The sequence below is a fragment of the Mesorhizobium amorphae CCNWGS0123 genome, assembly GCF_001686985.1.
Taxonomy (GTDB): domain Bacteria; phylum Pseudomonadota; class Alphaproteobacteria; order Rhizobiales; family Rhizobiaceae; genus Mesorhizobium; species Mesorhizobium amorphae.
This window is the reverse complement of record NZ_CP015318.1, coordinates 2,410,368-2,434,008: the sequence shown is the minus strand read 5'-3', so window position 1 is coordinate 2,434,008 and position 23,641 is coordinate 2,410,368. Positions and strand designations below refer to the sequence as shown.

Sequence of the window (23,641 nt, the reverse complement as noted above, 5' to 3'; positions counted from 1 at the left end):
GAGACTTGGCATGTTTGAGAGTTGACGAGCACAACGATGTCGCCTGATCCCCGCCAAAGCGAAAGCCCCCACAACGGGCTGTTCGTCAACGGCCTCTGCAAGAGCTACGGACCGGTCCAGGTCCTGGCCGATGCGAGCTTCGAGGTGCGGCCGGGCGAGGTCGTGGCGCTGCTCGGCGAGAACGGCGCCGGCAAGTCGACCGTCTCGAACATCATCGCCGGCGCGACCAAGTCCGATGCCGGCTCCATAATCTGGCGGGGGAAACCTTATTCCCCCGCCAATCCCGCCGCGGCTATCGAGGCCGGCGTCGGCATGATCCATCAGGAATTGAAGCTGCTGCCGGACCTGTCGGTGGCGGAGAACGTCTATGTCGGGCGCCTGCCGATGCGCGGCGGCCGCATCGACCGCGCGACCATGAATGCAAAGGCCTCGGCGCAATTGAAGCGGCTCGGCCTCGACGTCTCGCCGGAGCGCATGGTGCGCACGCTGCGCATCGCCGCCCAGCAGCAGGTCGAGATCGCCAAGGCTCTGACGCTGAATGCCGAATTGCTGATCTTCGACGAACCGACGGCGGCGCTCGGCGGCGAAGAGACGGAACTGTTGTTCCAGCAGATCCGCAAGCTCAAGGCCGAAGGCATGTCCTTCATCTATATCAGCCACAGGCTGGACGAGATCGCGCAGATCGCCGACCGCGTGGTGGTGATGCGCGACGGGCGCATCGTCGCCCGGCACGAGCGCGCCGATGTGTCCGTGCGCACCGTGGTCGAACAGATGGTCGGCCGTAGCGTCGAGCGGATGTTCCCGACGCTGTCGCCGCCGGGCACCGACACGCTGCTCGAGGTCGAAAACCTGTCCTCGCCGGAGCGCAGTTTCAATGATGTCAGCTTCTCGGTGAAATCGGGCGAAATCCTCGGCATTGCCGGGCTGATCGGCGCCGGCCGCACGGAGCTGGTACGGGCGATCGCCGGCGCCGATCCGATCTCGTCGGGCTCAGTGCGCGTTGGAGGCCAACCGGTGCATCTCAGCGGCCCGGCAGCGGCGATCAAGGCCGGCGTCGTGCTGGTGCCGGAAGACCGCAAGGCGCAAGGCGTGGTGCTCGACCAGACCATCGGCGAGAACCTGGCGTTCGGCAATTTCGACCATGTCGCGCCGAAGGGCTGGGTGTTTCCCAAGGCGGTGCAGAAATTCGCCGAGGCCGGCATCTCCAGGCTCGGCGTCAAGGGCCGGCCGAACCAGGCGGTCTCAAAACTTTCCGGTGGCAACCAGCAGAAGGTGATCATCGCCAAATGGGTGTCGCGTCCGCCCAAGGTGTTCATCCTCGACGAGCCGACGCGCGGCATCGATGTCGGCGCGCGTGCCGCGATCTACGATGTGATCGCCGACCTCGCCCGCTCCGGCATGGCGGTGGTGGTGGTGAGCTCCGACCTCGAGGAGGTGCTCGGCCTCTCGCATCGCGTGCTGGTGCTGAGCCGTGGCCGCCAGCGCGGCATCCTCGAGCGGAGCGAAGCCAGCAATGTCGCGGTGATGGAGCTCGCGACGAGCTAGAAAGCAATCGGAACAAAGCGCAGCAGGTGATACCCTCCCAGGCACCGGACCGCGCGGGGCGCCAGCAGGACTGGCGCCCCTTCCCTTTGAGGAATTCCGGCGGTTGGAGGAGAGGAACCGACGATGACATTATTCGATCTCAACGGAAATGTGGCGCTGGTGACCGGCGCCGGCAGCGGCATTGGCCAAGCGATCGCCATCGGGCTTGCGGAAGCCGGTGCCGATATCGCCTGCTTCGGCCACACCTCCAAGGGTGGGCTGGACGAAACGGCGCAAAGGATCACCGCACTCGGCCGCAAGACGCTCGTGCTGACCGGCACGGTGACCTCGGAAGACGATCTTGCGGCAGCGGTCGAGCGTACCGAAAACGAACTCGGCGCGCTGACGATAGCCGTCAACAATGCCGGCATCGCCGGCGCCGAACCGGCCGAGACGCTGCCGCTGGAGACATGGCAGAAAATCTACGACGTCAATGTCAGCGGCGTGTTCCTGTCCTGCCAGGCCGAGGCGCGCGCGATGCTCAAGCGGCGCAAGGGCTCGATCATCAACATCGCCTCGATGTCGGGGTCGATCGTCAATCGAGGCCTGACCCAGGCGCACTACAATTCCTCGAAGGCCGCCGTCATCCACATGTCGAAGAGCCTCGCCATGGAATGGGCGGATCGCGGCCTGCGCGTCAATGTGGTGAGCCCCGGCTACACGCTGACGCCAATGAACAAGCGGCCGGAGGTCGCCGACCAGGTCAAGATCTTCGAGCGCGACACACCGATGGGGCGCATGGCGATGCCGGAGGAAATGGTCGGCCCGACCGTGTTCCTGGCCAGCCGCGCTTCGAGTTTCGTCACCGGCATCGACCTGATCGTCGATGGCGGCTTTGTCTGCTGGTAGGAGAACTAGAAGTGCAGAGGCGTTTTGAAGGAAAGACCGCGGTCATCACGGGCGCCAGCGGCGGCATTGGTGCGGCGATGGCCAAGCGTTTCGCGGCCGAAGGTGCGGCGGTCGTCGTCAGCGCCATCGACCCGCGCGTCGACGAAGTCGCGGCCAGCCTGAAGGCGGCGGGCGCGAAGGTCGCTTCGATGCGGATGGACGTGACCAAGAAGGACGAAGTCGCCGCACTTTACGACCTCGCCGAACAACAATTCGGCCGCGTCGACATATCCGTGCAGAATGCCGGCGTCATCACCATCGCCCGGATCGAAGCCATGACCGAGGCCGAATGGGACAAGGTGATGGCAGTGAACACCAAGGGCGTGTTCTTGTGCTGCCAGGAGGCGATCGCGCACATGCGCAAACACGGCGACGGCGGCCGGCTGATCAACACCGCGTCGGGCCAGGCGCGGCAGGGTTTTATCTATACGCCGCATTATGCGGCATCGAAATTCGGCGTCGTCGGCATCACCCAGAGCCTGGCCAAGGAAGTGGCCAAGGAGAAGATCACCGTCAACGCCATCTGCCCCGGCATCATCGACACCGACATGTGGGCCTACAACGATGCCGCCTGGGGCAGGTTGATGGGCGACTACAAGCCGGGCGAGTTGATGGCGGAATGGGTGAGGAACATCCCCATGGGCCGCGCCGGCAGCGGCGAGGACGTCTCCGGCCTGGTCAGCTTCCTGGCCAGCGACGATGCGACCTACATCACCGGCCAGACCATCAATGTCGATGGCGGCCTGATCATGTCGTGAGCAGGCTGATCGTGCCTTGAGCGACCGCCGACCGGCAAGCCGGTGACGGGTCGCCGATCGCACCCCTAGCTTTTGTTTATCTCTGCCGCCATCATCGTGGCATGCGCATCGAGGACGACATCGCCAGGGTCGAGCAGTACATCCGCGAGCTCGAACAGCGGATAGAGCATCAGCAAGAGGTAATCGCCCAGGCAGAGGCGAGCGGCCTGTCAACAGACAGGGCGCGCGTGTTCCTGTTGTTTCTCAAGCAAACGTTGGGCATGAGCCGCGACCATCTTGCGAGGCTTCTGACGGATGAGGTCCTGGCGAGCAGATCGCCGGACGGCGGCACCGACTTGGGTCAGTGAATTTCAAACTGAGACACTGCCGAGGGGCTTTATGCGTTGCGCGGCATGAACGTTGGTATATATAATTTCATCCCATGAAACGGTTGCGGCAAGCCGGACGGTTTGCGGTGCTGGTGGCTGGGGATTGTGGGACCATCTCGATGGTTGGGACGTTTCGGAGCGCCGCGGAAGTGGCGATCGACCCGTTGATGACTGCTTCGGCAGCAGCCCGCCGGCAGTCATGACGGCGTCCCTCGGCTTCCTCCGGAATCCAATTTTCACCAATTCCCCCGCGCCTGCCCGACAATCAATGCATTGGCGCCTTGCGCGCCTGCGGCTTTTGCCAACACAATGAAATCAAAACACAAGAAGACGGGAACGAGCGATAATTTCCACACGGCTTGACAGGAGAACGAGCATGTTACTTCGCAGCGTGATTTCGAAATTCTCAATGGGAGCACTTGCGCTTGCCGCGGCAAGCGCGCTGACCCCACCGGCCCATGCAGCGGCGCCGGAATCCAACGACCCGATCAAGATCGCGCTGTTCGACTGGACCAGCGTCAACCTCAACGCCAAGATCCTTGGCGGCATCCTCGAAAAGCTCGGCTACACGGTCGAATATCCGACCGCCGACTACCTCTCCAGCCTGACCACCGGCCTGACCAATGGCGATCTCGATGTCGGCCTGGAATTCTGGGACACGACCGCCGGCGAGGCCATGAAGGCCTCCGACGCCACCGGCCAGACCGAACGCCTCGGCGCGCTCGGCCCCAAGGCCAAGGAAGAATGGTGGTTCCCCGAATACATGAAGGAGAAATGCCCGGGCCTGCCGAACTGGGAAGCGCTGAAGGATCCGAAATGCGCCGAAGCCTTCTCGACGGCCGAGACGACGCCGAAGGGCCGCTATGTCGGCGGCCCGGTGACCTGGGAAGGCTTTGACGACGAACGCGTCGAGGCGCTGAAACTGCCCTTCACCGTCATCCATGCCGGCACCGATGCGGCGATGTTCGCCGAGCTGGACTCGGCCTACCAGCGCAAGGCGCCGATCATGCTGTGGATCTATTCGCCGCACTGGGCGCCGGCCAAGTACAAGGGCGAATGGGTGCAATTCCCCGAATACACGCCGGAGTGCTATACCGACCCGAAATGGGGCACGAACCCGGACGCCAAATACGATTGCGGCAAGCCGCATGGCGAGATCTGGAAGTATTCCTGGGCCGGCATGAAGGACAAATGGCCGGTCGCCTACAAGGTGGCCAAGGCCTACACGGTCGACACCGACGAACTCAACAAGATGAGTGGCGAGATCGATCTCGACGGCAAGACGCCGGAAGAGGTCGCCGCCGCCTGGATCGCCGCCCACGAAGCCGACTGGAAAGCCTGGGCGCAGTGATCGTTCCAACTGGAAGCCACGGGATCCGGCCCTAGCCGCCGGGTCTCTGTCCCATTTTCCAGAAGGACCATTGGATGACGGAAGCGACTGAATCGCAGGCAGTTGGCGTGCCGAAGGATGCCCGTCCAATAAAACTTGCCTGCCGCAATGTCTGGAAGCTGTTCGGGTCGAACGCGGCCGATTTCATTCGCCAGCGCGACGGCAAGGCCAGCCCTGCCGACATCGCAGCGGCCGGCCTGGTCGGCGCTGTGCGCGCCGTCGATCTCGAAATACGCCAGGGCGAGATCTTCATCATCATGGGGCTTTCCGGGTCGGGCAAGTCAACGCTGGTGCGCTGCATGTCGCGGCTTGTCGAGCCGACCCATGGCAAGGTCGAATTCGAAGGCAAGGATCTGCTGAAGATTTCGGACGCGGCGCTGATCGAACTCAGGCGCCACCGCATGGGCATGGTGTTCCAGAATTTCGCGCTGCTGCCGCATCTCAATGTACTCGACAACATCGCCTTTCCTCTGAGCATTCAAGGTCAGGACCGGCCGACACGCGAGAAGCGGGCGCAGGAAGTCATCGAGCTTGTCGGCCTGCGCGGCCGCGAGCATTTCTATCCGCGCGAGCTTTCCGGCGGCCAGCAGCAGCGCGTCGGCATCGCCCGCAGCCTCGCCACCAAACCGGAGATCTGGTTCCTCGACGAGCCGTTCTCGGCGCTCGATCCGCTGATCCGCCGCGAGATGCAGGACGAACTGATGCGGCTGCAGACCATGCTGCACAAGACCATCGTCTTCATCACCCATGATTTCGACGAGGCGATAAGGCTCGCCGACCGCATCGCCATCATGAAGGACGGCGAGGTCATCCAGATCGGCACGCCGGAGGAGCTGGTGGTCAATCCGGCGACCGACTATGTCGCCGAATTCACCCGCGACGTCGACCGCGCCAAGGTAATCTCGGCGCGCAGCCTGATGCGTGCCTGCGATGGTAGCGACCACGGCGGCACTGTGGCGCCGGACGCCAAGATCGCCAGCTTTTCAGCAAGCATCGTTTCCGCCGGCAAGCCGTTCGCGGTGGTCAACGGCACCGGCAAGCCGATCGGCGAAGTGACGCCGCAAGCGGTGATCGATCTGCTGGCCGGCATCGAGCACAAGAGAGCCGGCGCATGACGGTGACGGCAAGCGCCAGCGCAGCGAGGCCGCCGGTCCAACGCTGGCTGGCGATCTGGGCGCTCGCGCTGATCGCAGTGCTTGTGGTGTTCCTGCTGCAGGACAGAATGCCGTGGGCCGTCAACTATCCAACCGAAGCGGTTGTCCCGGTCGCCGACTGGATCAGCGCGCTGATGCGCTGGGTGAAGTCGAATTTCTCCTGGCTGACGCGCTCGATCACCGCGGTGCTCGGCGTGCCGCTCGATTTCGCGCTCAATCTTCTGGCCAAGAATTTCAAGATCGGCCACGGCGCGGAAGCTTTTGCGCTGCCCCGCCTGTCGTGGGTCGGCGTGTGCGCCGCCGCATACCTGGCCGGGCGCGCCGCCGGCGGCTGGAAGCTTGGCGTGCTGGTCGGCGGCTGCTTTGCCTACATCGCGCTGTTCGGCCAATGGACCAGCGCCATGCTGACGCTCGGGCTGATCTCGATCGCGGTGCCGTTCTGCATCGTCACCGGCCTGTTCGTCGGCATCTGGGCCTGGCGCAAGCCCTGGGCCGAGCGGCTCATCATCTCCCCTGCCCTCGACCTCATGCAGACGATCCCGACCTTCGCCTATCTGATCCCGATGCTGCTTCTGTTCGGCAACAGCCCGGTTTCGGCGATGATCGCCACCGCCATCTTCGCCACGCCGCCGATGGTGCGGGCAACGATGCTGGGGCTGGCGCGGGTGCCGTCGGAGATCGACGATTTCAGCGAGATGGCCGGCTGCACGGCACGGCAGAAACTGTGGCGGGTGCTGCTGCCTTCGGCGCGGCCGACGCTGATGGTCGGCGTCAACCAGGTCATCATGCTGGCGCTCAACATGGTGATCATCGCCTCGATGATCGGCGCCGGCGGCCTCGGCTACGACGTGCTTCTGGCGCTGCGCGCGCTGAAGGTCGGCGAGGCGATGGAAGCGGGCCTTGCCATCGTGGCGCTGGCGATTGCGCTCGACCGGCTGAGCCAGGCCATTGCCCACAATCATGCGCAGGGCCAGATCTATCAGGCGGCAAGCCCGGACTTCTGGCGCCGCTATCCCAATCTGACGCTGGCCGTTGCCATCCTTGCCGCGACCACGTTGCTTAGCCTGTCTGTGCCGGCTTTCGCCGCGGTGCCGAAGGCGATCACCTTCACCACCGCGCCTTTGTGGAAGGCGGCGGTGAGCTGGGTGACGATCAACTTCTTCGACACGATCGAAGCGTTTCGCGTGGCGCTGATCCTCAACGTGCTGAACCCGGTGCGCGCCTTCTGCGAGGGCTTTCCGTGGCTGGGTGCCGTATTCCTGCTCGGCCTTGCCGGCTACCAGCTTTCCGGCCTGCGCCTGGCCTTCCTGGTTGCGGCGCTGACCGCCTTCTGCGCCATCACCGGGCTGTGGGAAAAGACCATGGCGACGGTCTATCTCTGCGGCCTCTCGGCCTTCATCTCGTGCCTGATCGGCATTCCGATCGGGCTGATGGCGTCACGCAGCGATCGTTTCGAAAAGACCGTGACACCAATCATCGACACGCTGCAGGTGCTGCCGTCCTTCTGCTTCATCATTCCGGTGGTGATGCTGTTCCGGGTCGGCGACGTCACCGCCATGATCGCCACCGTCGCCTTCGCCGTCGTGCCGGCCATCCGCTACACCAATCACGGCATCCGCCAGGTGCCGCCGGCACTGATCGAAGCGGCCAAGGTTTCGGGCTGCACCCCGCGCCAGACCTTCTTTCGCGTGCAACTGCCGCTGGCGCTGCCCGAGATCATGCTCGGCGTCAACCAGACCATATTGATGGCGCTGGCGATGATCATCATCTGCGCCATGGTCGGCACGCGCGATCTCGGCCAGGAGGTGTTCATCGCCCTGTCCAAGGCCGATTCCGGCCGCGGCATCGTCGCCGGTCTCGCCATCGCCTTCATCGGCATCGTCGCCGACCGACTGTTCAGCGCCTGGACGGCGAAGGCACGGGCAAGGCTGGGATAGGCCGCTGGGCGCGACGGTTATTCCGCCGCCACGCCCTTCACCTCGAGATAGCTCTCCATCGAATCGTCCAGTGCCTGCAGCCAGGGCGTATGGTGCAGCGGTGCCATGGTGCCGGTCATCAGTGAGCGGTAGGCGTGGTCGCGGAAGCTCATAATGTCTTCCATCTTGTGGTGTTCCCACTCCATGAAGGTGTGGTTGACCGCCTCGACGTCGAAGCCGGGATAGTCGGTCTGGTCCATCAATTCCTTGGTGTAGTCGCCCTGGAACCAGATCATCTGCTCGGCGTCTTCGAGCGTTTCCTCGCGAGCGCGCCATTTCGCGCCATGCGCCGCCATCGCCTCGGCCGAGGGCAGTTTGATGCGGCCCATGATCACGTCACGCGCGAACCAGGCCTGCGCGTCGAACATGTTGAAGGTATAGAACTGGTCCTGCATGCCGATGTAGGAGAGCTTCGGGTTCTTCTCCCAGACGACACCCTCATAGATACCGTCCGGCCACATGCGGTTGGCGGTCTTGAGCTTCAGATCGTCCGTGAGGAACGGGAAGGAATGCAGATAGCCGGTGCACAGGATGATGGCGTCGACATCCTTGGTGGTGCCGTCCTTGAAGTGGGCCGTCTTGCCGACGACCTTCTGCAGCAGCGGCACTTCCTTCCAGTTCTCCGGCCATTTGAAGCCCATCGGCTTGGAGCGGTAGCTGGAGGTGATCGATTTGGCGCCGTATTTGTAGCATTGCGAACCGATATCCTCGGCCGAATAGGAACGGCCGATGATCAGTATGTCCTTGCCCTTGAATTCCATGGCGTCGCGGAAATCGTGGCTGTGCAGGATGCGGCCGTTGAACGTCGAAAAGCCTTCGAAATAGGGAACGTTCGGAACGGAGAAGTGCCCTGAGGCGACGACGACGTTGTCGAACTCTTCCGAGTAGGTGACGTCGTTGGTGCGGTCATGCGCGGTGACGGTGAATTTTTTGGTTTCGTCCGAGAAGGTGACCATACGCACCGGGCTGTTGAAGCGCACCCATTGGCGCAGGCCTGACTTCTCGACACGGCCCTTGATGTAGTCCCACAAAACGGCGCGCGGCGGGTAGGAGCCGATCGGCCGGCCGAAATGCTCCTCGAACGTGTAGTCGGCGAATTCGAGGCATTCCTTCGGCCCATTCGACCAGAGGTAGCGGTACATCGAGCCATGCACCGGATCGCCATGCTCGTCGAGGCCGGTACGCCAGGTGTAGTTCCACAGGCCGCCCCAGTCGGACTGTTTTTCGAAACAGACGACTTCGGGGATCTCGGCGCCCTTGTCGGCGGCCGACTTGAAGGCCCTGAGCTGCGCCAGGCCGGACGGCCCGGCTCCGATGACGGCAACGCGACTTTTCATGGCGGACCTCCCGTTCCTGATTTCGACTTTTGTCTGACGCAATTCCGGACGGAAAACCGTTTCACACTTTTCCTGGAATTGCTCTTACGAAACAAATTTCACTCACAGGACAGTAATTGGCCCTTCGGTGCTGTCAACAGGCCTTGTGCGGAAAGCGCGTTCCGCACAGGCAACTTCCGGTGAAAAAGCTATCGGTTGAGTGGCAGGCCGGCAACGCACAATTCGGCCGTGGATGGCTTGCCGTGGTGGTTGCTCTTCTATATCGGCAGCGAATATGTTCACCTTGAGTGAAATAAATCCGCGAAGCGCGAGGCGGCGACATGGCGAAGAAGAGTTCCGATCCCAAGCCTCGTGTCGCGGCGGCCAAGCCGCTGCCGAAGGCAGGCGACGGACGGGCTATCCGCACGCCGCTGACCCAGAACCCGCACGCCATTCGCGACACGCGCGAAAAGGTGTTGGAAGTGGCGATCGGCCGCGAGGTGCGGGCGTTCCGCAAGAAGCTCGGCATCACTGTCGCCGATCTGGCGGTCGCCACCGACATTTCGTTGGGCATGCTGTCGAAGATCGAGAACGGCATCACCTCGCCGTCGCTGACGACGCTGCAGGCACTGTCCAGGGCGCTCGGGGTTCCCGTCACCGCGTTCTTCCGCCGCTTCGAGGAGGAGCGCAGCGCCGTCTTCGTCAAGGCCGGCGAAGGGCTCGATGTCGAGCGCCGCGGCACGCGCGCCGGCCACCAGTACAATCTGCTGGGACATATCGGCTCCAACACCAGCGGCGTCGTCGTCGAGCCCTATCTGATCACGCTGACCGAGGATTCCGACGTGTTCCCGACCTTCCAGCATGAAGGCATGGAGTTCCTCTACATGCTGGAGGGCGAGGTCGTTTACCGGCATGGCAGCAACCTCTACCCGATGAAGCCGGGCGACAGCCTGTTCTTCGACGCCGACGCGCCGCACGGGCCGGAGCAGTTGACGCGGCTGCCGATGCGCTATCTGTCGATCATCTGCTATCCGCAGAGCAGCGCGGGTTAGCCAATCCCCCCTGTGGAGGAGATCAGCAGCTTTGCGGGCGGGCAGCTTCAATCAGGCCCGAAACCCGGTGATGTCGCACTCCCATCATCCAGCTTCGACAGCCATTCAACCAGCGTCGGTCGATAACGCGTCAAGCCCTTGTAGGTGGCGAGCTCCTCCGGCAGGTCGCGGATGACGCGGTGCAGGCGCCGTGCCCATTTCGGCTGCGTCACCAGCTCGTCCATCTTGATCAGATAGCAGCGGATCGGGAAGACGACGCCGTTGGAGCGCGGCAGCCGCCAGAAGCTCTGCAGCTCGACGCGCAGATGCACCTTGTCGCCGACATTCTCGGGCGTCACCGTGGTCCGGTCCGGACCCCATTTGTGGTAATTCTCGGGGCTGGTGTCTAGGCGCGGATTGATGGTCATCGTCCAGTTGAGGCGCCTGGCCGGCTTGCCCTGCTGGATGTTGGTTAGGAATTTTAGCGCACGGATAAAGATCCCCTTCTCATGCGCCAGCGGCACCGGCGCGTGCCATTCGAAGAAGTTCATGCCGATGTCGAAATCGAGCGACCAGTCGGCCTGGGTGGTGACCATGCCGGCATCCATCCACAGATTGCCGTCGCGCTGGTCGAGGATGCAGAAATCGCCTTGGCTCTGGCGGGTGATGTATTCCATCGGCCCGTAGGGCAGCGTCGAGGTGTCGCCGAACGTGAAGGTGTCGTCGATGCCGAGCGGCCGGTTGATCCAGCGCCAGCGGTCGCCGTCGCGCGTCAGCGTGAAATGCTCGGGATAGCCGAGCGCCTGCTGCTCCATCAGAAGTTCGAGCAGATCCCAGCCGGCGAGCGTCATATGCGGCAGCGACTGGCAGCGCAGCGGGTCCTCGGCCAGCACCAAAGCACGGTCCTGCATCTCAGCGACATAGTGCTCGTCGACGTCGATCAGGTTTTCGAGCACGCTGCCCTTCGGCCCGACGACATGCGGCTCGATGTTGACGGCATACATGTAGCTGTCTTCGTGGAACGGGAACGGAAACCGCCTGATGTGCTCCGGGCTGTTCCTGAAGGTGAAATCGTCGCGGAACGTTTCCTTGCGAAAGGTGATGCCCAAGCTCGCCTCCTATCTTTCCAAGACCAGCGATTTGCCCTCGAAGCGCGACACGCAGGGCATGATCTTGCAGCCGGAGCGGTGGTCTTCCTCGCTCAGCCAGTGGTCGTTGTGGATAAACTTGCCGTCATGCGAGACGACATTGGTCTCGCACTGGCCGCAGACGCCGCCGCGGCAGAGATAGGGCGGATCAACGCCGGCGGCCTCGATCGCCTCCAGGAGGCTCTGCTGCGAGCCGACGCGGATGGTCTTGCCGGTGACGGCCAGCGTCACGTCGAAGGGCGCGCCCGGCTGCGGTGCCGCGAAATGCTCGAAATGCACGGTCTCAGACGGCCAGCCAAGGGCGGCCGCGCGGTCGCGCACCCAGTTGATCATGCCGGCCGGGCCGCAGACGTAGAGATGCGTGCCGAGCGGCTGCGAGGACAACAGCCGGTCGAGATCGATGCGCTCGTCAAGGTCGTCGTGGTAGAGCCTGACCCTGCGGTCGTAGCGCTGCTGCAGCACATCGGCGTAAGTGCCGAGCGAGGCGGTGCGGCAGGTGTAGTGCAATTCGAAATTGCCCCCCGACCCTGCAAGCTGCGAGGTCTGCGCCATGAATGGCGTGATGCCGATGCCGCCGGCCAGCATCAGATGTTTCCTGGCGCGCAGATCGAGCGAGAACAGATTGACAGGATAGCTGATCACCATCTCCAGCCCCGGCTTGACGCTCCGGTGCATGAACAGCGAGCCGCCGCGGCCGACATCGTCGCGACGCACCGAGATCGTGTATTCGCTTGTGTTTAGCGGCGAGCCCATCAGCGAATAGGGATTGAGCCTGGTGCGCTCGCCGTCGCGCATCTCGACCACGACATGGGCGCCGCCGGAGAAAGTCGGCAGCAGTTCGCCGTCGCGCCGGCGGAAATGGAAACGGGTGACCAGTTCGTTGACCGGGACGACGTCGCTGACCACGACATCGAGTTTTGTTGTTCCTGTGCTCATCGAAAAATCTCCTCCATCGGAGGAATCTCGCTGCGGTCCTCGGCGTTGATGCAAACGCCCTGGAAGGCGGCGAGGCGCCTGGAATAGTGGTCGCGCACCAGAAGCAGCAGGCCGCAATGCGAACAGCTCGCCGGCTGCGTCGTCACGTTCTCGGTGATGCCCTTGCAGTGCACGCACTGCATACGCCGCGCCAGCGAACCGCGATGCTCGGTCTGCATCGAGGTGTGGTCGATGCCGGCTTCGAGCGCCACCTGCATGGCCTGGCCGATCAGGCCTTCGGTGCCCGACAGATAGAGCCGCAGGCCCATATGCGCATTGGTCAGCGTCTGCCTGAGCCGCGGCAGCAGGCTGGGGAAGGACGGGGCCAGATGCAATTGTGCCGGCTTCAGCGCTTCGAGTGCCGCCACATACTTGCCGTCGGAGCCGGGGATGAAGACGATTTCCGCTCCGTCGAAAAAGCCTGCCGGAGCGTTCTTGGCCATCCCAATTATCGCGAGCGCGCCTTCCGCATCCGCCACGAAAAGATGATGCTTGCCGGCCTGTGGAGACAGGGTTCCGTAAACCGGCCGGCTGATGATGCTTTTGGCTGCCATTCTGTCTTTGTGCCTCGAGCCCCTCGCTGTTGATCGTGCCTCAGCCTTTGGCGGTGCGCTTGGTCTTCTTGGGATCGTCGAACGGCAGCGGCTGCGCTGTGGCCCTGATCGAGCCGCTCTTGTTGCGGATCTCGAGCTTGGTGTCCTTGACGGCGCAATCCACGTCGAGCCGGGCAATGCCCATCGATTTCTTGACCAGCGGAGAATACATGGCGCAGGTCACCACGCCAACCTTCTTGCCGTCACGGTAGACCGGCGCACCCTCGTCGGCCGGCTCCTTGCCGTCCAGCAAAACGCCGTAGATCTTGAAGCGCTCCTTGCCCTTCAGGCGATAGTGCTCCTCGGCGCCGCGGAAGCCGGTCTTGCCGGGGCTGACGGTGAAGTCGAGGCCGAGTTCCCACAGCGTGTCGCCAGGGCCTTCATTGTCGAACGGATACTTTTGGGAATTATCGTAGGGGTAGAAGAGCAAATAACTTTCGACGCGCAGCATATCGAGCGTGGTGAAACGGCAGGGAATGATGCCGGCGCTCTTGCCCTCGTCGAGGATCCTGTCCCAGATCGTGCCGGCATCCTGGCCGCGGCAGAAGATCTCGTAGCCGCGCTCGCCGGTGTAGCCGGTGCGCGAGATCATCACCGGAAGACCGAACAGCTGCGTCTGCATGTGGTGGAAATAGTTGAGGTCGCGAATGCCCGGCATATGCTTGGCCAGATAGTCGACTGCGGTCGGGCCTTGTAGCGAGAGGTCGTGCAGATTGTCGTCGAAGCGCAGCGAGACATCGCGCCCAACGGAAGCGCGCTGCAGTTCCTCATGGCCGGTGCCAGAGCCGTGCACGACCATCCAGCTATTGGGGCTGATGCGGTAGATGATGCAGTCGTCGGTGAATTTTCCCGCCTCGTTCAGCATGCAGGCATAGGCCGACTTGCCGGGATAGATCTTTTCGACATCGCGCGTGGTGGCGAGATCGATCAGATGCGCGGCGTGCGGCCCGGTGATGTGAACCTTCTTCAGGCCGGAGACATCCATCAGCCCGGCCTTGGTGCGGATGGCGACGTATTCCTCGTCGGCGTCCTTGTCGTAGGTCCAGGCGGTTCCCATGCCGCTCCAGTCCTCGAGCTTCGAGCCGAGCGCGCGATGGCGATCAGCCAAGGTCGAAAATCTCCAGGATGCCGTCATCCGCTCGTCCTCCGTTCAAAAGTCGTTGATGTTCCCTGCTCCGTGCGCGGTGGCCGGAGCTTTGGTCGAATATTGATCGCAAACGCCCGAGCCCTGCAATACCCGTAAGCAAATAATTTCATTGTCAGGCAAAATTCGGAGCACCAAACTAGCGGTTAACCAAACGTAAAACCGTCTTGACAATTCGGCAAATCGGACAGAACTTATGAAAAAAATTTCACTCTCTTGAAAGAGCGAAAAGCGCGGCCGATTCGGAAGCCGGCGTTGAAAAAAGGGAGAAACCGATGTCCGACCTGCAGCAGCGCATCGAAGCGCTGTACCGTTCCGACGTGCGTGGTTCCGTGCTCCTGATCGTCTGCCTGTGGGCGACGATTCTCTTCGTGCTCGTGATGACATGGCCATACATCCCCCACGGCGGGATCAAGCTTGTCGTCGCGGTCGCCGCCGCCGCAGTGCTGATCTTCAACACGGCTGCCATCCTGGCGATGGTCAACCATTACAAGGAAGACAAGGACTTCATCTACGGGCTCGATATCAAGAACGCCGACGCGTACCGCAACCGCAAGTCCTGAGGGGGTAGAAGAGATGTCCCGTTATAGACCGCCGGAGCAAAGCAAGGCCGGACAGGTTTTCGATATCGTCGTGGTGGTGGTCGCCATCTTCGTGGCGCTATGGCTGCCGCTCAAGCTCGGCCTGGCCGGCGCGGCAAAATCCATCGACGCGCTCGACGCCAAGACCTGGGAAGCGTTGGGCCAGAACCCGACCATGGCGTCGATCTGGGAGAAACTCGGCTACACGCCCGAGACCGCGCACGACATCATCCAGAACCGCTTCCACTATATCATCGACTGGCCGACGCTGATCATCATGGCGGCCGTCCTGATCGGCTACTTCGTCTTCCTGTTCCGCGCATCCGACCGCGAATACCGCGACGTCATCAACGAAAAGTTCGACGACAAATAACCGGGGAAGCACGCTCATGTGGATGGCACTCTCTTACGCATGCTGGGGCATCTCGATCGTGCTCGCGCTGTGGATGCTCTACGACTGGTTCAAGGTCGACACGACCTTCTCAGAGGATGTGCTGACCTCATCGCGCGAAGGCGAGCTTGAAGCCGTCTCCGAAAAACACCGGATCTGAGTGGGGATTGAGCGATGACGGTCGCGGTTGAAACGGCAGGAGCGGCAACAAATGGCGACAGGGTTTCGCTGCTTAGGGTGCTCGGCCCCGCCCATGTCTGGGCGCTCGGCGTCGGCATCGTCCTGGTTGGCGAATTCACCGGCTGGAATTTCTCGGCCGACAAGGGCGGTGCGCTGGCGGCGCTGATCGTCTGCTGGATCGTCGGGCTGCTCTACACCTCGGTCGCGATGATCGATTCCGAGGTGACGTCGACGGTGGCGGCCGCAGGCGGCCAGTATGCGCAGGCCAAGCACATCGTCGGGCCGCTGATGGCCTTCAACGTCGCGCTGTTCCTGGTGTTCGCCTACACGATGCTGGAGGTTTCCGATGCCATCCTGCTCGGCGACACAATTGTCGCCAAGGCAGGCGTCGAGGGGCTCACCCACAATTCCTTCATTGCCGCCACCATCGTAGTGCTGGCGTGGCTGAACTACCGCGGCGTGCTGATGACGCTCAACGTCAATTTCATCATCACCGCTATCGCCTATGTCTCGATCGTCATCCTGTTCTTCTCCGTCACCCCGTGGACGCAAGGGGCGGTGCTGAAGCTGAACGAGCTGGTGACACCCGGCAACGCGCTGCCCTATGGCTGGATCGGCGTCATCGCCGCCTTCCAGTTCGGCATCTGGTACTACCTCGGCATCGAGGGCACGACGCAGGCCGCCGAGGAAGTGCGCTCGCCGGCCCGTTCACTGCCCTACGGCACGATGGCCGGCATGATCACGCTTCTGATCGCCGCCGCCATGACCTGGTATGTCTGCGCCTCGATGATGCCGTGGGAATATCTCGGTATCACCTATTATCCGCTTTGGGACGCGGGCAAACTGACCGGCAGCCCGCTGCTCGAGAACCTGCTGTTCATCGCGACGCTGCTTGCTGCACTGGCCTCCGCCAATGGCTGCATCAACGATGCAGCGCGCGCTTGGTTCTCGCTGGGACGCGACCGCTACCTGCCGAGTTGGTTCTCGGCGGTGCATCCGAAATACCGCACGCCCTACCGCTCGATCCTGTTCCTGCTGCCGATCGCGCTGGCCTTCGCCTTCATTGCCGACCTCAACCAGGCGATCACCTTCTCGATCCTGTCGGGCGTGCTGCAGTATACTTTCATGAGCATCAACATCGTTATGTTCAGGAAAAAGTGGCCGTTGGGCTCGATCCGCCGCGGCTACACGCACCCTTTCCACCCGCTGCCGGCGATCGTGCTGTTCTGCCTGTGCGTGGTGACATTTTTTGCGATCTTCCTCGGCTTCGGCTCGCAGCTGATCGCCATGGTCGCCTTCTATTTCCTGATCTCACTGTGGTTCCACTTCTATCGCTACAAATTCGTGCGCCGCGGCGACCAGTTCACCATGCCGTGGCCGAAGCCGCAGGGCTATTGATCGAGACCGGACAGGCTCGCGCCAAGGCAGGGCGAGCCTTTGCATGACGGGATGTCTGAAGTGACGTCAGCATGGCTCACCGGGGTGCTCGCCCTGGCTCTCGTTGTCCACATCGCCTGGCTTGCGCGCGCCAGCCGCAACAGGGCCTCGGCAGCACTTGCCGCCGACACAGTCAGCATCCGCACAGTCATCGCAGATGCCGTCGACTTCTCGGACGGCACAGTTGGAGTCGTCACCTGGGCCGGCTCGTGGAACGGAAGGCGGGTGCAAATCCGCACCATCGTCGACACGCTGGCAACGCGAAAACTTCCGGCGCGCTGGCTCAGTATTTCGGTCACCGAACCGGTGGTGGTGCCCGGCACCTTCGACATGATGATGCGACCGGGTTCGCCGACGACATTCTCGAATTTCGATCACCTCGACCATACGCTGCCGAAGACCGCCGAGTTTCCGGCCGAAGCGGTGCTGCGCACGGACCGCAAGGGCGTGCGTTTCCCGCAGGACATCATCGCCGGCCATCTCGAAACCTTCGCCGAGGGGCGCGCCAAGGAACTGCTGATCACGCCGAAAGGCGTGCGCATCGTCTGGCTGCTGGCCGAGGCCGAGCGGGCGCGCTACGGCGTGTTCCGGCAAGCCGAGTTTGGCCCAACCGGCATTGATCCCGATCTGATCGCGAGACTGCTTGCATCCGCGTCGGCACTTCGGGACGCCATCAACCAGAGTGAACGGCAGGCCGCATGACCAGTTCGACGACTTCAGCCGCGGTAAATCCGTATCTCGTGCTCGGCGCGGCGATCGTTTTGCCGGCAAGCGGTCATGTCATTCTGGGCGTGCCGGTGCGCGGCCTGCAGTTCCTGTTCTTCATGGTCATCCTGGCCTGGGTGACGACCAAGATTGCGCCAGCCGACGCCAGCTTCATCGGCCGCCACGCCGGCGGCTTCCTGATCTACGCGCTTTCGATCCTGGATGCCTACAAGATGGCGCGCATCCGCCATGCGCAATGGCTTCACAGTGCCCGCCACGACGGCGATGATGCGCAGAGCGGCATTGAGCCGCATACGTAACTAGAGGAAAATTTTTTTCATATGATTGAATTTCGGCAACGCATTCGGTACATCATCTTCTAGCTGCAAACGTCGGAGGCTGACATGTGCGGAATCGTCGGACTTTTCCTTAAGGACAAGGCGCTGGAGCCGAAGCTCGGAGCGATGTTGTCGGAGATGCTGATCTCGCTCAGCGACCGCGGTCCCGACAGCGCCGGCATCGCCATCTATGGCGCGCCGTCCGGCAACGAGGCCAAGATCACCATCCAGTCGGCCAAGCCCGAACGCGACTTCCGCGGCCTCGACGCCGAAGTCGCCAAGGCCATCGGCGCGCCGGTGAGCATCGCGGTGAAATCGACGCACGCCGTCATCAGGACCACGCCCGCCAAGATCGACGAAGCGCGCGAGACCATCCAGGCGCTGCGCCCCGACATCCGCATCATGGGCGCCGGCGACGTGGTGGAAATCTACAAGGAAGTCGGCCTGCCGGAAGCCGTCGTCGAGCGTTTCGACGTGCGCTCGATGACCGGCACGCATGGCATCGGCCATACCCGCATGGCGACGGAATCGGCGGTGACGACGATGGGCGCGCATCCGTTTTCGACCGGCGCCGACCAGTGCCTGGTGCATAATGGCTCGCTGTCCAACCACAACAATGTCCGCCGCGAACTGATCCGCGACGGCATGAAGTTCGAGACCGAGAACGACACCGAGGTGGCAGCCGCCTATCTCTCCTCCAAGATGGCGCATGGCAAGAATCTGGGCGAGGCGCTGGAAGGCACGCTTTCCGACCTCGACGGCTTCTTCACCTTCGTCGTCGGCACCAAGAACGGTTTTGGCGTGGTGCGCGACCCGATTGCCTGCAAGCCCGCCGTGATGGCCGAGACCGACCAATATGTCGCCTTCGGCTCCGAATATCGTGCGCTCACCAAACTGCCTGGCATAGACAATGCAAGGGTCTGGGAACCGGAGCCCGCAACCGTCTATTTCTGGGAGCATTGAGCTGATGCCGGCAACCAACGTGTCCAAGGCAACACGCGACCAAAGCCATGCGAGGGTGTTCGACCTCGCCGAACTGTCGCTGCGCGAGCTCAACCAGGCGCTCCACCAGCTGACCCCCGGCTCGAACGAGACGGCGTGGGAAGTGCTCAACCCGAAAGGCAGCCATTCGGTCGCCGTCGGCGTCGACCAGCCGGTCGCCATCGATGTGCGCGGCAGCGTCGGCTATTATTGCGGCGGCATGAATGCCGGCGGCACCATCACCGTGCACGGCTCGGCCGGACCCGGCGTCGGCGAAAACATGATGTCGGGCTCGATCACCATCAAAGGCGACGCCAGCCAATATGCCGGCGCTACCGGCCGCGGCGGGCTGCTGGTCATAGAAGGCAACGCCTCGTCGCGCTGCGGCATCTCGATGAAAGGCATCGACATCGTCGTGCACGGCAATATCGGCCACATGTCGGCCTTCATGGCGCAGTCCGGCAATCTGGTGGTGCTGGGCGATGCCGGCGATGCGCTCGGCGATTCCATCTACGAGGCGCGGCTGTTCGTGCGCGGCAAGGTCGAGAGCCTCGGTGCGGACTGCATCGCCAAGGAGATGCGGCCCGAGCATATCGAACTGCTGCAGGGCCTGCTCGACCGCGCCGGCGTCACCGACGTCAAGCCGTCGGAGTTCAAGCGCTACGGCTCGGCGCGCACGCTCTACAATTTCAATATCGACAACGCCGACGCGTATTGAGGTAAGATGACCTATCGCAACCCGCCGACGACGCCGCGCAAATCCGCGACCTTCGACGACTACACGCTTTCCGAAATCCGCCGCGCCGCGGCCACCGGCATCTATGACATCCGTGGCGCCGGCGCCAAGCGCAAGCTGCCGCATTTCGACGACCTTCTGTTCCTCGGCGCTTCGATCTCGCGCTATCCGCTGGAAGGCTATCGCGAACGCTGCGACACCAGCGTCGTGCTCGGCTCGCGCCATGCCAAGAAGCCGATCGAGCTGAAGATCCCGATCACCATCGCCGGCATGAGTTTCGGCTCGCTTTCCGGTCCCGCCAAGGAAGCGCTCGGCCGAGGTGCCACGCTTTCCGGCACCTCGACCACCACCGGCGACGGCGGCATGACCGAGGAAGAGCGCGGCCATTCAAAGCAACTGGTCTATCAATATCTGCCGTCGCGCTACGGCATGAACCCGCGCGATTTGCGCCGGGCCGATGCGATCGAGGTGGTCGTCGGCCAGGGCGCCAAGCCCGGCGGCGGCGGCATGCTGCTCGGCCAAAAAATCTCCGATCGCGTCGCCGAAATGCGCACGCTGCCGAAAGGCATCGACCAACGCTCGGCTTCGCGCCATCCCGACTGGACCGGACCGGACGATCTCGAGATCAAGATCCTCGAGCTGCGCGAAATCACCGACTGGGAAAAGCCGATCTACGTCAAGGTCGGCGGCGCCCGCCCCTATTACGATACCGCGCTTGCGGTAAAGGCCGGCGCCGATGTCGTCGTCGTCGACGGCATGCAGGGCGGCACGGCGGCGACGCAGGAAGTGTTCATCGAAAATGTCGGCCAACCGACGCTCGCCTGCATCAGGCCGGCGGTGCAGGCGCTGCAGGATCTCGGCATGCACCGCAAGGTGCAGCTGATCGTCTCCGGCGGCATCCGCAACGGCGCCGACGTCGCCAAGGCGCTGGCGCTCGGCGTCGACGCTGTGTCGATCGGCACGGCGGCGCTTGTCGCGCTCGGCGACAACGACCCGCGCTGGGAGGCCGACTATAACGAGCTCGGCACCACCGCCGGCGCCTATGACGACTGGCATGAGGGACGCGATCCGGCCGGCATCACCACGCAGGATCCCGAACTGATGAAGCGGGTCGACCCGATCGCCGCCGGGCGGCGCCTGGCCAATTACCTGAAGGTGATGACGCTGGAGGCGCAGACGATTGCCCGTGCGTGCGGCAAGAACAGCCTGCACAATCTCGAGCCCGAGGATCTCGTCGCGCTCACCATCGAAGCCGCCGCCATGGCCGGCGTGCCGCTCGCCGGCACCAACTGGATACCAGGGAAGAACGGCTTCTAGACACTATCCAAAAATACCATAAGCGAGGAACTATAATGGGGAACGATCTCGCCGCATTCGCCAAGAAGCACGGCGTCAAATATTTCATGATTTCCTACACCGACCTGTTCGGTGGGCAGCGCGCCAAGCTGGTTCCGGCGCAAGCCATCGCCGACATGCAGAAGGATGGTGCGGGCTTCGCCGGCTTCGCCACCTGGCTCGACCTGACGCCAGCGCACCCCGACATGCTGGCGGTGCCGGATCCGGATTCGGTCATCCAGCTGCCATGGAAGCCGGAGGTGGCCTGGGTCGCCGCCAACTGCATCATGGACGACAAGGAGGTCGACCAGACGCCACGCAACACGCTGAGGCGGCTGATTGCCGAGGCGGCCGGCGACGGCATGCATGTCAAGACCGGCGTCGAGGCCGAGTTCTTCCTGATCTCGCCGGACGGCAGCGTGATCTCCGACCAGTACGACACGGCCTCAAAGCCCTGCTACGACCAACAGGCGGTGATGCGCCGCTACGATGTCATCGCCGAGATCTGCGACCATATGCTGGCGCTCGGCTGGGGCCCCTACCAGAACGACCATGAGGACGCCAACGGCCAGTTCGAGATGAACTGGGCCTTCGATGATGCTTTAGCAACCGCCGACAAGCACTCCTTCTTCAAGTTCATGGTCAGGTCCGTGGCCGAAAAGCACGGGCTGCGCGCCACCTTCATGCCAAAGCCTTTCCAGGGCCTGACCGGCAATGGCTGCCATGCGCATATCTCGGTGTGGGACAAGGCCGGCAAGACCAATGTCTTCGCCGACAATGCGATGGAGCTCGGTCTCTCGGCCAAGGGCAAGAACTTTCTCGGCGGCATCATGAAGCATGCCTCGGCGCTGGCCGCGATCACCAATCCGACGGTCAATTCCTACAAGCGCATCAACGCGCCGCGCACCATTTCGGGCGCCACCTGGGCGCCGAACACGGTGACCTGGACCGGCAACAACCGCACCCACATGGTGCGCGTGCCCGGACCCGGCCGCTTCGAGTTGCGGCTGCCGGATGGTGCCGCCAACCCCTATCTGCTGCAGGCGGTCATCATAGCCGCCGGCCTCGACGGCATCCGCTCGAAGGCCGATCCCGGCAAGCGCTACGACATCGACATGTACCAGTTCGGCCATACGGTGAAGGGCGCGCCGAAGCTGCCGCTCAACCTGCTCGACGCGCTGCGCGAGTTCGACAAGGACAAATCGCTCAAGGCGGCGCTGGGTGAGGAATTCTCGTCGGCCTATCTAAAGCTGAAGCACCAGGAATGGAATTCCTATGCTTCACACTTCACGCAGTGGGAGCGCGACCACACGCTGGATATTTAGCAGTCCCAGCGGTGTGAGCGGCCACGGAATGATTTTATGAAATACTCGATCTTCTCGCTCGCCCGCGCCGCCCTTTCCGGCCACAAGAACTGGCAGCGCACCTGGCGCGACGCCACACCGAAGGATCGCTACGACGTGGTGGTCATCGGCGGCGGCGGCCATGGGCTGGCCACCGCCTGGTTCCTCGCCAGCGAGTTCGGCATCAAAAATGTCGCCGTGCTCGAAAAAGGCTGGATCGGCTCCGGCAATGCCGGCCGCAACACCACCATCATCCGCTCCAATTACGGCCTGCCCGGCAATACCGGCTTCTACGAATTGTCGATGAAGCTGTGGGAACGAATGGAGCAGGACCTCAACTACAACACGATGGTCAGCCAGCGCGGCGTCATCAATCTCTACCATTCCGACGCGCAGCGCGACGCCTATGCGCGGCGTGGCAACACGATGCGCATCAACGGCATCGACGCCGAACTGCTCGACCTCGCGGCAGTCAAGAAGATGATGCCGTTCCTCAATTTCGACAATGCGCGGTTTCCCGTGCAGGGCGGGCTCTTGCAGCGACGCGGCGGCACGGCGCGTCATGACGCAGTCGTCTGGGGCTATGCCCATGCGGCAAGCGCGCTCGGCGTCGACATCATCCAGAACTGCGAAGTCACCGGCTTTTCGCGCGATGCCAACGGCAAGGTGACCGGGGTCGAGACGACGCGCGGCAAGATCGGCGCCGGCAAGGTCGGCATGGCGGTGGCCGGCTCTTCATCGCGTGTCGCGGCGATGGCCGGCTTGCGCCTGCCGATCGAAAGCCATGTGCTGCAGGCCTTCGTCTCCGAGGCGATCAAGCCGCTGCTGCCCGGCGTCATGACCTTCGGCGCCGGACACTTCTATGTCAGCCAGTCCGACAAGGGCGGGCTGGTCTTCGGCGGCGACATCGACGGCTACAATTCCTATGCCCAGCGCGGCAATCTGCCTGTCATGGAGGACGTCTGCGAGGGCGGCATGGCGCTGATGCCGATGATCGGCCGCGTGCGGCTGCTGCGCCAATGGGGCGGCATCATGGACATGTCGATGGACGGCTCGCCGATCATCGACAAGTCGCCGGTCGACGGGCTCTATCTCAACGCCGGCTGGTGCTATGGCGGCTTCAAGGCGACGCCCGGCTCCGGCCTGGTCTTTGCTCATCTTCTCGCCCGTGACACGCTGCACAAGGAGGCCGAAAAATTCCGCCTCGACCGTTTCCGGCGCGGCGCGATGATCGACGAAAAGGGCCAGGGCGCCCAACCGAACCTGCATTGAAGGCGGTGTAGAAGCGC

General features: G+C 63.1%; 24 protein-coding genes. 19 read left to right on the top strand and 5 right to left on the bottom strand.

The features are described from left to right. Positions 1–36 precede the first annotated feature (36 nt). The 7 genes from A6B35_RS11220 (at position 37) to A6B35_RS11190 (ending at position 8,079) form a co-directional block, all read left to right on the top strand. On the top strand, positions 37–1,545 hold the full coding sequence (locus A6B35_RS11220; protein ID WP_006204504.1) for a sugar ABC transporter ATP-binding protein: 1,509 nt from the start codon (positions 37–39) through the stop codon (positions 1,543–1,545). Between the two features lie 123 nt (positions 1,546–1,668). Beyond that, a complete protein-coding gene (locus A6B35_RS11215) occupies positions 1,669–2,433 on the top strand; it encodes an SDR family oxidoreductase (RefSeq protein ID WP_006204503.1) in 765 nt (254 codons plus the stop codon). An 11-nt stretch (positions 2,434–2,444) separates the two neighbouring features. After that, entirely contained in the window at positions 2,445–3,230 is a 786-nt protein-coding gene (locus A6B35_RS11210) for a glucose 1-dehydrogenase (RefSeq protein ID WP_006204502.1), read from the top strand. Between the two features lie 101 nt (positions 3,231–3,331). Continuing rightward, positions 3,332–3,577: a hypothetical protein gene (locus A6B35_RS11205; protein ID WP_006204501.1), complete on the top strand. Its 246-nt coding sequence runs from the start codon at positions 3,332–3,334 to the stop codon at positions 3,575–3,577. 397 nt (positions 3,578–3,974) lie between these two features. Continuing rightward, complete coding sequence (locus A6B35_RS11200) at positions 3,975–4,949, top strand: ABC transporter substrate-binding protein (protein WP_006204500.1); 975 nt, start codon at positions 3,975–3,977, stop codon at positions 4,947–4,949. A gap of 74 nt (positions 4,950–5,023) precedes the next feature. Next, complete coding sequence (locus A6B35_RS11195; protein WP_006204499.1) at positions 5,024–6,103, top strand: quaternary amine ABC transporter ATP-binding protein; 1,080 nt, start codon at positions 5,024–5,026, stop codon at positions 6,101–6,103. Next, positions 6,100–8,079 (top strand): ABC transporter permease, encoded by a 1,980-nt coding sequence (locus A6B35_RS11190; RefSeq protein ID WP_006204498.1) that lies wholly within the window; start codon positions 6,100–6,102, stop codon positions 8,077–8,079. The genes A6B35_RS11195 and A6B35_RS11190 overlap by 4 nt, the downstream gene beginning before the upstream one ends. Before the next feature lie 17 nt (positions 8,080–8,096). On the opposite strand, the gene A6B35_RS11185 is transcribed toward A6B35_RS11190, so the two are convergent. Beyond that, positions 8,097–9,455 (bottom strand): NAD(P)-binding domain-containing protein, encoded by a 1,359-nt coding sequence (locus tag A6B35_RS11185; RefSeq protein WP_006204497.1) that lies wholly within the window; start codon positions 9,453–9,455, stop codon positions 8,097–8,099. Between the two features lie 320 nt (positions 9,456–9,775). On the opposite strand from A6B35_RS11185, the gene A6B35_RS11180 reads away from it, so the two are divergent. Then, positions 9,776–10,486, top strand: coding sequence for a helix-turn-helix domain-containing protein (locus A6B35_RS11180; RefSeq protein WP_006204496.1), 711 nt, complete (start codon positions 9,776–9,778; stop codon positions 10,484–10,486). A gap of 47 nt (positions 10,487–10,533) precedes the next feature. Here the strand turns inward: A6B35_RS11180 and A6B35_RS11175 are convergent, their stop codons facing one another. The 4 genes from A6B35_RS11175 to A6B35_RS11160 are packed head-to-tail and all read right to left on the bottom strand — an operon-like array spanning position 10,534 to position 14,316. Then, positions 10,534–11,574 (bottom strand): heme-dependent oxidative N-demethylase family protein, encoded by a 1,041-nt coding sequence (locus A6B35_RS11175; protein ID WP_006204495.1) that lies wholly within the window; start codon positions 11,572–11,574, stop codon positions 10,534–10,536. Between the two features lie 9 nt (positions 11,575–11,583). Further along, a complete protein-coding gene (locus tag A6B35_RS11170; RefSeq protein ID WP_006204494.1) occupies positions 11,584–12,549 on the bottom strand; it encodes a PDR/VanB family oxidoreductase in 966 nt (321 codons plus the stop codon). Continuing rightward, complete coding sequence (locus A6B35_RS11165; RefSeq protein WP_006204493.1) at positions 12,546–13,142, bottom strand: dimethylamine monooxygenase subunit DmmA family protein; 597 nt, start codon at positions 13,140–13,142, stop codon at positions 12,546–12,548. Before A6B35_RS11165 ends, A6B35_RS11170 begins: the two co-directional genes overlap by 4 nt. A 40-nt stretch (positions 13,143–13,182) precedes the next feature. Next, positions 13,183–14,316 (bottom strand): aminomethyl transferase family protein, encoded by a 1,134-nt coding sequence (locus A6B35_RS11160; RefSeq protein ID WP_006204492.1) that lies wholly within the window; start codon positions 14,314–14,316, stop codon positions 13,183–13,185. A 284-nt stretch (positions 14,317–14,600) separates the two neighbouring features. Between A6B35_RS11160 and A6B35_RS11155 the strand changes: the two genes are divergently transcribed. From A6B35_RS11155 to A6B35_RS11110, 11 genes are all read left to right on the top strand, one after another. Beyond that, positions 14,601–14,888: a hypothetical protein gene (locus tag A6B35_RS11155; RefSeq protein WP_006204491.1), complete on the top strand. Its 288-nt coding sequence runs from the start codon at positions 14,601–14,603 to the stop codon at positions 14,886–14,888. A gap of 13 nt (positions 14,889–14,901) precedes the next feature. Continuing rightward, positions 14,902–15,279 carry a hypothetical protein gene (locus A6B35_RS11150; RefSeq protein ID WP_006204490.1) on the top strand — a complete coding sequence of 126 codons (378 nt, stop codon included), beginning with the start codon at positions 14,902–14,904 and terminating at the stop codon, positions 15,277–15,279. A 16-nt stretch (positions 15,280–15,295) separates the two neighbouring features. Beyond that, a complete protein-coding gene (locus A6B35_RS34355; RefSeq protein ID WP_006204489.1) occupies positions 15,296–15,457 on the top strand; it encodes a hypothetical protein in 162 nt (53 codons plus the stop codon). 14 nt (positions 15,458–15,471) lie between these two features. Beyond that, a complete protein-coding gene (locus A6B35_RS11145; RefSeq protein WP_006204486.1) occupies positions 15,472–16,875 on the top strand; it encodes an APC family permease in 1,404 nt (467 codons plus the stop codon). A 51-nt stretch (positions 16,876–16,926) separates the two neighbouring features. Beyond that, positions 16,927–17,616: a hypothetical protein gene (locus A6B35_RS11140; RefSeq protein ID WP_006204485.1), complete on the top strand. Its 690-nt coding sequence runs from the start codon at positions 16,927–16,929 to the stop codon at positions 17,614–17,616. After that, positions 17,613–17,939, top strand: a complete 327-nt coding sequence (locus A6B35_RS11135; protein WP_006204484.1) for a hypothetical protein — start codon at positions 17,613–17,615, stop codon at positions 17,937–17,939. Before A6B35_RS11140 ends, A6B35_RS11135 begins: the two co-directional genes overlap by 4 nt. An 84-nt stretch (positions 17,940–18,023) precedes the next feature. After that, positions 18,024–18,920 carry a class II glutamine amidotransferase gene (locus A6B35_RS11130; RefSeq protein WP_006204483.1) on the top strand — a complete coding sequence of 299 codons (897 nt, stop codon included), beginning with the start codon at positions 18,024–18,026 and terminating at the stop codon, positions 18,918–18,920. Positions 18,921–18,924: 4 nt separating this feature from the next. Then, positions 18,925–19,656 carry a GltB/FmdC/FwdC-like GXGXG domain-containing protein gene (locus A6B35_RS11125; protein WP_006204482.1) on the top strand — a complete coding sequence of 244 codons (732 nt, stop codon included), beginning with the start codon at positions 18,925–18,927 and terminating at the stop codon, positions 19,654–19,656. Between the two features lie 6 nt (positions 19,657–19,662). Then, a complete protein-coding gene (locus A6B35_RS11120; RefSeq protein ID WP_065518184.1) occupies positions 19,663–20,991 on the top strand; it encodes an FMN-binding glutamate synthase family protein in 1,329 nt (442 codons plus the stop codon). A gap of 35 nt (positions 20,992–21,026) precedes the next feature. Beyond that, entirely contained in the window at positions 21,027–22,334 is a 1,308-nt protein-coding gene (glnT, locus tag A6B35_RS11115; protein WP_006204475.1) for a type III glutamate--ammonia ligase, read from the top strand. A gap of 36 nt (positions 22,335–22,370) precedes the next feature. Beyond that, the gene (locus tag A6B35_RS11110) at positions 22,371–23,624 is read left to right on the top strand and encodes a sarcosine oxidase subunit beta family protein (protein WP_006204474.1); all 1,254 of its coding nucleotides are present in this window, start codon (positions 22,371–22,373) and stop codon (positions 23,622–23,624) included. The last annotated feature ends 17 nt before the right edge of the window (positions 23,625–23,641 follow it).